The 9,165-nt window shown below is 48.7% G+C and carries 10 protein-coding genes; 4 read left to right on the top strand and 6 right to left on the bottom strand.

Annotation, left to right across the window (positions count from 1 at the left end; genetic code table 11):
* Nucleotides 1-42: 42 nt before the first annotated feature.
* Nucleotides 43-648 carry a nucleotidyltransferase domain-containing protein gene (locus PSFL_RS12455; protein WP_397470117.1) on the top strand — a complete coding sequence of 202 codons (606 nt, stop codon included), beginning with the start codon at nucleotides 43-45 and terminating at the stop codon, nucleotides 646-648.
* Between the two features lie 164 nt (nucleotides 649-812).
* On the opposite strand, the gene PSFL_RS12460 is transcribed toward PSFL_RS12455, so the two are convergent.
* On the bottom strand, nucleotides 813-1,253 hold the full coding sequence (locus PSFL_RS12460) for a hypothetical protein (RefSeq protein ID WP_162947690.1): 441 nt from the start codon (nucleotides 1,251-1,253) through the stop codon (nucleotides 813-815).
* Between the two features lie 303 nt (nucleotides 1,254-1,556).
* Complete coding sequence (locus PSFL_RS12465; RefSeq protein ID WP_397470118.1) at nucleotides 1,557-2,285, bottom strand: hypothetical protein; 729 nt, start codon at nucleotides 2,283-2,285, stop codon at nucleotides 1,557-1,559.
* 773 nt (nucleotides 2,286-3,058) lie between these two features.
* On the opposite strand from PSFL_RS12465, the gene PSFL_RS12470 reads away from it, so the two are divergent.
* The 3 genes from PSFL_RS12470 to PSFL_RS12480 all read left to right on the top strand — a co-directional run bounded on the left by PSFL_RS12470 (nucleotide 3,059) and on the right by PSFL_RS12480 (nucleotide 6,503).
* Nucleotides 3,059-4,666, top strand: coding sequence for a YecA family protein (locus PSFL_RS12470; protein WP_397470119.1), 1,608 nt, complete (start codon nucleotides 3,059-3,061; stop codon nucleotides 4,664-4,666).
* Between the two features lie 50 nt (nucleotides 4,667-4,716).
* Entirely contained in the window at nucleotides 4,717-5,235 is a 519-nt protein-coding gene (locus tag PSFL_RS12475) for a transcriptional regulator (protein WP_397470120.1), read from the top strand.
* A 272-nt stretch (nucleotides 5,236-5,507) separates the two neighbouring features.
* Nucleotides 5,508-6,503 carry a hypothetical protein gene (locus tag PSFL_RS12480; RefSeq protein WP_397470121.1) on the top strand — a complete coding sequence of 332 codons (996 nt, stop codon included), beginning with the start codon at nucleotides 5,508-5,510 and terminating at the stop codon, nucleotides 6,501-6,503.
* Here the strand turns inward: PSFL_RS12480 and PSFL_RS12485 are convergent, their stop codons facing one another.
* The 4 genes from PSFL_RS12485 to PSFL_RS12500 all read right to left on the bottom strand — a co-directional run.
* Complete coding sequence (locus tag PSFL_RS12485; RefSeq protein WP_397470122.1) at nucleotides 6,504-6,854, bottom strand: hypothetical protein; 351 nt, start codon at nucleotides 6,852-6,854, stop codon at nucleotides 6,504-6,506.
* Nucleotides 6,855-6,865: 11 nt separating this feature from the next.
* Nucleotides 6,866-8,134: a hypothetical protein gene (locus tag PSFL_RS12490; RefSeq protein WP_397470123.1), complete on the bottom strand. Its 1,269-nt coding sequence runs from the start codon at nucleotides 8,132-8,134 to the stop codon at nucleotides 6,866-6,868.
* A 551-nt stretch (nucleotides 8,135-8,685) separates the two neighbouring features.
* Nucleotides 8,686-8,895 carry a hypothetical protein gene (locus tag PSFL_RS12495; protein ID WP_397470124.1) on the bottom strand — a complete coding sequence of 70 codons (210 nt, stop codon included), beginning with the start codon at nucleotides 8,893-8,895 and terminating at the stop codon, nucleotides 8,686-8,688.
* 161 nt (nucleotides 8,896-9,056) lie between these two features.
* On the bottom strand, nucleotides 9,057-9,165 hold a 109-nt coding region (locus PSFL_RS12500), incomplete at its 5' end, for an IS3 family transposase (RefSeq protein ID WP_146047486.1).

Below are 9,165 nucleotides of genomic sequence, written 5' to 3' on the forward strand. Positions count from 1 at the left end.
CTGAGCCTGTTAGTAATTTTCAGAACGATCGGAGATCAGGTTATGACGGACAAGGCTCTGGCGCCGGATCAAGAGCTGTGGCGCTCATGGACGCCCGCTGAGTTGGCTGTTCGCCTGAAGACCGTCTCGCTCCCCTGGTGCGTTGTCGGCGGGTGGGCGCTTGACCTATGTCACGGCGAAAAGACGAGGGAGCATGACGATATAGAGTTCACCCTGTTGCGAGACGATTTCCTGGAGTTCCGGCACGCGCTTGGCGATCTTGATATGTACACCGCGAAGGCCGGAGTGCTCACTTTTCTTCCCGTGGGTCAAATCCCAGGATTAGACATTCAGCAGGTGTGGTGTTTCGACCCTGTTGCTCAAGCCTGGCGGGTGGACATGATGATTGAATCAGGAAGCCCTGAAGTATGGGTATACAAACGGGATGGGTCTATCCGGTTTCCCCGTACCGAAATGTTGTATCTGAGCAGTGAGGGCATTCCATATTTAAGGCCTGCGGCGATCCTCTTGTTCAAAGCCCTGCACGTGCGGCCAAAGGATGAGGAGGATTTTCACAAGGCCTTGCCGACGCTGCCCGATGAGGAGGTGGAGTGGCTGAGGCGGCATTTGCTGAAGCTTCATCCGGGGCATCACTGGATAACCCATTGATCAACAATTGCCCGCTGCATTGGGTTCTCCCTTTTGAGGGCGCATCGCCACACTTCTGCGGTCCCGACGCGTCGCGCAGTATCAAGCTCCTAAGCGACCCTGGCATGAGCCTCGGCCATTCGCATCTCCAGCTCACGCTTTACTGGGCGAACTTGAGCGTAGGGTCAGGGCTGCGAGTGCTCGGCATAGATTGCCATGGCCTTTTCGTAGCTGTCGGTGTTGAGGAAATCATTCTCGTATGCGCCCTGAACTTTTGCCCTGCCACCTTCGATCCCGGAGAGTGCAATTGCGACAGCGAGTGAATTGTTGTGGCCGCACTCCTCGACGGGAAAACCACGTAGCAGGATATCCGCGACGCCCTTCAACACTGGAGGTGGCAGCTTCTCAAGGTAGTAAGCAGCAGCGGGCGGTGCGTCGCCTTGATAGTCTTTTTCGTCAATTGCGATCTGCGCCAGTTGGACGAGAAAACGGGTGCAGTTGGCGTGAGATAGAAAGAATGAGTCCGCGATCTGGGACGAGTGCCAGCAAAGAATAAGCAGTTCGCGAAGCGTCTCTTCTGATGGGATGCCTTCATCGATGATGGTCTGCGCCCGAGCTTCCGCCATGTATTTTTGAAGTATGCGTGTGGGCCTACACAGAGGGGAAGGATGGGGTAGAGGTAGACAGCCAGAAACAAGAAAGCCCGCACGAGGCGGGCTTCTTGAGGTGATTCATAGACTGCTGTAGACATCTATGGATCGGTACTTGGTGGTACACAGTCATTTGAACCTGTATTTTAACTTGATGATTTTACAGACTTTTAATTTATATGTGTCGCCTAGGCATACATGTGGGCATACAAGCTAGGTGACTCTGTACACCCACAGGGCAGCTTTGCATTACTCATCTGAAATTTATTCAGAGTTGAATCACTTCTTCTTTTTGCCGTTACCGGCAAACGAAAGTTCCCCTGATTTCACCATCGCAGTCAAGAACGGCTGAACCACCTGAGGGTTCGTGAGCAATGCTTGCATAAGCGCACCTTGATCGACCTCCTCGCCGTTCTGTTGCTGCAGAATCATTTTCAGTAAGTCCGGTGACTGCATCAGTCCCATCATCGCACTAACCTCTACAGGCAACTCTTCTGATTTTTTATAGTCTGGAAACTCGTAATTCGTCAGTTTTGCAAGCTCTAGAAGCAGATTGTCTGGTCGACCAGGTTCTCTGTCTAAATGGTCAAAGAGGGTTGAAAGCTGTGCTGAAAGGCTTTTGAGGCCTGTTGGTGTGTTTTCATACTCAACAAAACGCAGGTGCGCGATATCAAATGGAACTCGAGGTGCGGCGGAATCCTTGAGTATGATCGTTCCAGGCTTACAAGCATGACGAAGACCGAGTTCGTAAAAGACGTTGGGATTGGGGTAGGTGACATCTGCTACCACGTAATCCGAATGCATTATTCTGGTAACGATATCGGTGGTAATGGTGCCGGGGAGAGAGACATCGTCTGCCCTCACGATTTCCAAATTAGGCCTTGCTTTCAGGAGCGCCTCTTTGATTAGGTCGTCATATTTATTCTTCAACTCGGATTGGCTAATAACCGTTCCGTCGATGTTTTGCTCACCGATCGCCATGATCACAAAGCAGGTCTTGTTCGCCATATCCTTCCCTTTCGTTGTGTGCTGCCGTCCATAGCGCTACTCGCTTAAGGCGTGCAGATTTTCGAGACTCACTGATCTGGGTTGAATTTGTAAAGGGTTTCTTAACGGGATGATTGCGAAGCTCCGGGGACCCTGGAGTCTGTCGACAGACACGGGGCATGAAGCCCGCGGGACCGCGTTAGCGGCAGCCGTGCCAGCTTATTGAAATTTCAATGTTGAAATTGAAAGGATCTTGAACAAAAGAGGGCATCGTTACCGTATTGGTAATGGTGTTCGCAGAGGGGCCAAACGGTAGGGCAAATGCACAGGTGAACTGGAGTTCACCGGGTTCACCTGTTCACTAAGCTGGGTGACTTTCCGCTAACACGATCCTGCGGGTTTCCTACCCCGTGCCGAATCAACATGCGTAGGCCCCCCCCCGGGTGTCTAGGCAAAACCAGGAGCATGATTGATCTCGCCGCGCTGGGGGGGCATTTCAGAAGGGGCTCGGGGGGATACCTTAAAAAACGGTGTTACGGGTGTTACGCGTGTTACATGTATGTATAACTATATGATTTTAAACGATTTATATGGTGTTACACGGATGTGTTTCATTTGTCGATAGACGTGTTACATGGCAAATAGGTGTTACATCAATAACTGCTCAGGGAGGGGCGGTTTATGATGATTAAGACGACTGTCATCGCATCAGAGCCCTTCGCTTTGAAGTGTCGCTATCGGCCTAAGCGGCCATTTCGTGGCACTCAATTTCATCCTCTAGGAGGCCTACACGGATGCGCAACAAGCCTGGCCGAAATGATCCCTGCCCTTGCGGTAGCGGCCGCAAGCTCAAAAAATGCCATGGGTCCATCAACAATCTCGAAATAGTGCTGAAGCTGAATGGACCGCGCATGCGACAGGAGATACAGATGACACTTGCTCGTCATGAAGCCCAAGAGTTTCAGAGGCGTGAGCAGCAGGGCCTCGGTAGGCCGATCATTTCCGCTGAGTTCCATGATCACAGAATCATAGCCGTCGGTCAGACGATGCATTTCTCGCAGAAGTGGAAAACGTTTCACGACTTCCTGAACGACTACCCGAAGATCGTCTTGGGTAGTGAATGGTGGATGTCTGAGGGAAGTAAGCCTCCAGAAGAGCGTCATCGTATTCTCACCTGGGCGGTCCGCTGCTATGAGCACTCGAAAGCTCATATGGAACAGGTGGGGACAGGTGTCCCGCAGCCGATGACGGGGGCTATTGGTGCCTATATGCGCTTCGCATATGACCTCTACAGCCTGAAGCACGCCATCGAGGTCCAGAAGCTGCTTATCGACCGAATCAAGTGCCCTAAGAACTTCCCCGGTGCGTTGTACGAGGTACGGGTCGCCGCCGCCCTGATTCGGGCAGGCTTCAGCCTGCAGCCCCAAGATGAAACTGACAGACGTACTACTCACGTTGAGTTCATCGCTACGGACACTAAGTCCGGTGCGATCTACGCAGTTGAGGCCAAGCGACGAGAAGGGGGGCGGATGAAAATCAACAGGCAAATGAATCGCGCTTTGAGTAAAAAGTCGGATCATCCTCGCATTGTTTTCATTGACACAAACGACGGACGCCTGGAACTGGGCAGAGGCCAGCCTAACCCTGTAGCGCTTGTGGAGGCTGAAAACCTCTTAAAGCTATATGAGCGAGACCCTACTGGGCAAAAGCTTCCGCAGGCATATGTCATAGTCACCTTCGATCCAGAGGAGCATCACCTTGATGCCATTGATCTGCCTTCCGGAGTGCTGCTATGGGGCTTCCACCTCGAAGATCTTCACCCTGGGCTGAAAAACCTGCTTCAACAGGTCAAAATTAGGCGCCGGCATGCGCCCGTCTTTGCGCTGCTGGAGTCGATGCAGAAGCACCGGCGCATTCCCGCTACGTTCGATGGAGAGGCCGAGTCGTTCTCTGGTGGAATTCCCAAGGCACGGCTACAGGTTGGTCAGCGGATGGAGGTACCAGGACCTAATGGGACGCAGATCGAGGCGACGCTAGAGAATTGCGTCGTCATGCCAAAGTCGGGAGAGGCATTTTGTATCGCTTGTAGCGACGATCAGCAGCGCTTCATAGTCAAGATTCCGTTGACGGATGATGAACTAAAGGCCCATGCCCAGCACCCTAAGACCTTCTTTGGAGTTATTGATAGGAATGCTGGCCGCTCTTGTCCGAAGACTGACCTGGACTGGTTCGACTTCCTCTGGGAAACATACTCGAGCAGCACAAAAGAGAAACTGATCGAGCTCATGGACCATGTACCCGACGTTGAACGATTGAACGAGATGACCCAAGAGGACTTGGCCGACGAATATTGCGTTCGAATGGCAAGCGCAATGGTGGAAGCCCATATGGAAATGATGTGACTCATTCTCCGACTCTATCGACACTTTTTCGGTGCTATTGAGGAACAGCTATGAACGATATTCCCAAGACACTTTCGGAGACTCATCCGCATCTCAGCGGCTTCATGGACTTCCTTGCCGACTTTAACAAAGAGACGGAGCGCGGAACTGCATTGGCTGCTGCAGCAATGCTCGATGAGCAGCTTGCTCGGATCATCGAGTCCTTCCTCATCCCTAACAAAGGAAGTAAGTCTCTCATTGACGGCTTCAATGCGCCGCTTGGAACATTCTCCGCACGCATCGCTTCCTCGTTCGCCTTGGGCCTTTTATCTGAAGTCGAGTACAGGGAATGCGAGTTGATCCGAAAGGTACGCAACGAATTTGCGCATCAAATCAAGGTTTCATTTAAGAGTGAAAAGGTCGCGAGTCTCTGTGCGCTACTGCAGCTTTCGGCGAGAAGCTATGGCGATGTTCACGTTGACACCAGAGGCCAGTTCACCACCGCGGCAGTCGCGCTGATCTTGAATTTGACGAATCGCCCACACTACGTTGGGCAGAAGCGGTTACAGGTAGAGAACTGGAAGACGTAGCCCTTACTTTCATTGCCGGGCTCACCCATACCAGTGGCCGGTGAGGTGATGTCAGGTAGTGGCGACTGGATGCTGCCGGACCCAAAGCGGAAGCATAAAGAGAAGGGCGGATTGAGGTGAACATTCGTGATGGCCAGTTGACATTCCTTTGCTAAATCCGCGATACAGTACACCGTTACCTTTGAGGCTGAGTTAACGCGAGATAGGGGCAGTTTCCGAGAAACGCAACGAAATCCTAGAGGTTAATTTTATCAGACTCGAGACCTTTGACCATGGCTAAGAACGACACCATTCTTGTGGACTCTTTACTACAGCAAACGCAAAAAGAAACACCTGGGGACATTGGTGATATTTTTGAGAGGTTTGCTTTAGATCAAATACTCAAGAGTTTTGATCTTTCAACAGAAGAAATGGATTTTGGATGGACTGACGGATCACTGGATGGTGGGATCGATGGTTTTTATATTCTCATAAATGGGCGTTTGCTAACCGACGCCACAGATTTTTCTTGGCCAAGAACTGGAGCAGAGATAAAGGTTTTCATAATAACTTGCAAGCACCACGAAACATTTCAACAAGCTCCACTTGATTCTCTACTTGCAACTGCCCAGGATATTTTTGATCTTTCACTGTCAAACTCTGAGCTTTCTGGAAAGTACTCGGCAAAAATTAAGCAGTGTCGGGACTTGTTCGTTTCTGCATTTAAGCAGCTGTCACTTTATCGGCCGACAATTTCATTTGAGATTGTTTATGCCTCTCGTGGCAATACTGAGCTGCTCGGTGCGAGTATAAAGGCACGGGCAAAGCAACTTACTACTTTATTCAATTCTTACTTTAGTGCTTCAACGTCTGTGTTTCATGCTCTCGGGGCGTCAGAGCTTGTTGAACGCTACCGTCAAGTGCGCAGCTTTCCGTTCACCCCAACCCCCAGCCTCGTGGGCGGGTTATCGGTGGTTAGCCAAGTGATCGCAGGGGGGGCGTGCAGGATGGTCCATCGATCAGTTGGCATACGATGGATTGCGTTCTTGAGGAAGCGTTCGAGCTGCCAAATCCGTAACTTCCGTCCGCTCGGAACCTTCGCCTCACTACCGCCCTCGACAGATTGCTGTATGGGCTACAACTGGGGCGGGCTCAAGTTTGATAACGGAAGCCAAATGCGCATCAACATTGAGAACCGTCCACTCCATCAATGCAGACAAAACTGCTCCAAGCGTTTCGTTCTGCCGCTTCATAAATTGCAGCAACCGAGGGGGGGGGCTGAGTCATAATTAAGTAATAGCATTAACAATTTCTACCACGTCGTCAATGAAACCGACCAGCTTAACAACGTTTTCAGCTACGTTCACGTCCTTATTTATTTCGCTAATAGTGCTTTGCATTTTTTTGTTGATCAATTTCACACCAGCAACTATTTCTTCGGAGCTTCCTGTCCAGTCACTCATCGTTTCGCCTATTAAATTGTCAATTCTTCTAGATAACTCTTTACCATGATTTTTTACTAAGTTTGCCTCATCAGGCTTTTGCTTTAATAGCAATTTAACTTCGGCCTGATATGATTTTGTTTTTGAAGTCAATAGCTGTTGTATTATTTCTTGTTTTTTTGTCATGTCAATTGGCATGTTTTGGCTCCTTAATTGTTGATAATGCTTTTTTTGACTTCATTAGCACTTTCTTGTACAGCTGTTGCAGCCGCTCTTAGAGACTCAGCGGATTCTTTGAGAACATCAGTCTCTATTTTAAGGGTTTCAGCTATTTTCTTCTTTTCTTCAGCATCCTTCTTTTTGATTTGGTTATCGGGAACTGCATCTGAATTATTTTGCGCCAAGATGTATTCAAATTGAGCTTTAGTGTATTTCAACTTAGATTGCTGATATATTATTTCGGCCGTTGTAGCTTCACTGCTCGCAGCATTTGCCTTTGCTTGTACCAATTCTGCTTTGTTGATTTTTGCCTTCGCCTCATAAGAAGAGTGAAGCTGTATTCCTTTTTCCAACAGGTCATTAATTGCAGCTATAGATGAATCTGATTTAGCTAGTCGTGTAGCCAACGCTTCATGAGCGTCAGGGATTTTCCCATATGCTGTATGAAGTCCATGGAGAAACTCCATTTGGTTTGAATGTGTGGTTTTTTGATCAATCATATCCCCGATAGTTTTTTGCATCTCTGCATCGTTCTTACTATTTTCATTACTGCTCAACAATCCGACAAGATCTCTAGTTAAGTTTTGCTGCTTTTCTGAGTGTTCTTGCGTACTGATTTGTGCCATTGTCACTATAGCACTTTGCATTTGCTTGACATAAGAGCTAATGCTATTTTGATTGTTGGTGAGAGTGTCCATAAGCTTATTCTTCTGTTTTGTTCTTATGTACTCTTTAGCTGCTACAATGGCCAGCTCTGAAAAAAGTGCTGTATTTTTAGCAGATATATCGCTGGGATTATCATTGAGCGACTGAACAGCGTCAAAAGAATTTTTATTCAGGTCTTCTGATAATTTTGAAAATTTTGCGTCATCGACAAGGGTTTTTGATGAGAGTTGTAGCAAAAGATTGGAATACTCCAGCCAAGCCATGTTGGCTTTCGAGATTCCCAGTTTAAATTTTTTCGCTTTTATAAAAACTGGCGGTTTAGATATAGAAAATGGATCCTCCGCCTCAGTCAATATGTAAAGCTCCTGTAACATCTCGTCATTCCCTTGCTTTAATTGATTCTCTACTTCTTTCCGGTAACGTCCTTCCGCTAAAGGAATGCTCACATCAAGCGATGATGTTGCCCCTTTATCCAACTCTGTTAGTGAGGTGTTAAACTGTTCGAAAGGTTTCGTATCAATAGAGGGGCATCCTGCTAATAGAGGAAACACAACCATAAAAACAATATTTCTGGTCCAGGCATTGAAATACATATTTGACACCCTTCTTAGGTCGATTTGCTTTCAGGCGATATCAAAATAGAAGCATGTCTTTACGGATTGTCAAATCGGCTAGCTTCGGGTACTCCCATGCCATAGCGAGGATTTATCGAGCCACGCATCATTGCTGACGAGCTAATCATAATTTTGCGGCGCAATGTCTCAGCATTAAACACGTCAAGCATATTGGTGAACCAACAAACTTGGTTCGTGTTTTCCAAGCATCCTTGAGAGTCCTGGCTTGGTACGTCCGCTTTTGGCCGAGGCTGTGTAAAAACGTTTTTGAGCGAGTCAGGTACTCAAAGCCGGACTGGAAATCGCGTTTCTACGGGAAATCAACATCCGCAGACGTGCCGATAAATTTCAGATTTAATGTAGATGCGCACACTTTAATTTTGGCGAAGCGTTTTTACACACTTTGGGCCGAAAGGTGGTCGTAAGCCTAGTGTCGTTATAGACCAGAAGCCGAAAAGGTCTAAACCCTTGCCTGTGAGGATAGGATTTAGTGAAGCGGAAGCTGCTTGTCTCAGTCTTCCGCTTCTTCATCACCCGCTCTTTCTTTTGAGCTGGAGGTCAATGAAATCAAGCTCTGCCTTGATCGCATCAATCGTAAGTGTCTCGACTTTAGCGTCTTTGTTTGCCCTTGCATTGAGCTTTTTCGTGCTGGCCAGGACGGCGATTATCCCGTTCAAATGAAGCTTTCGGGCCTTTAGGTAATCAGGCATCTGAGCGCTGTTCTGTGGTGGTTTATTCATGGTTAGACCGATGGGTAGACCGATGGTTGGCCCGAAGCAGCCGACCCTCGCCGGTTGCTTCGGGGAGGGTTCAGGTTAGGCCGCCAATAGGTCAAGTAGGCTGTGTTGATGTGAGCGATCCACGAGTTCGCGCCAGGTCCAGCTGAATCGCCCCGGATTCTCTAGACACCTTGCAAGCTCATTGCGTAACGCTTTTCAAACTCTACCGGTGACAGTTGATTGTTGAAACCATGGCGGCGTTTTGGGTTGTAGAACATCTCGATGTAATCG

Source organism: Pseudomonas sp. DD1, from assembly GCF_044510355.1.
GTDB classification, from domain to species: Bacteria; Pseudomonadota; Gammaproteobacteria; order Pseudomonadales; family Pseudomonadaceae; genus Aquipseudomonas; species Aquipseudomonas shahriarae.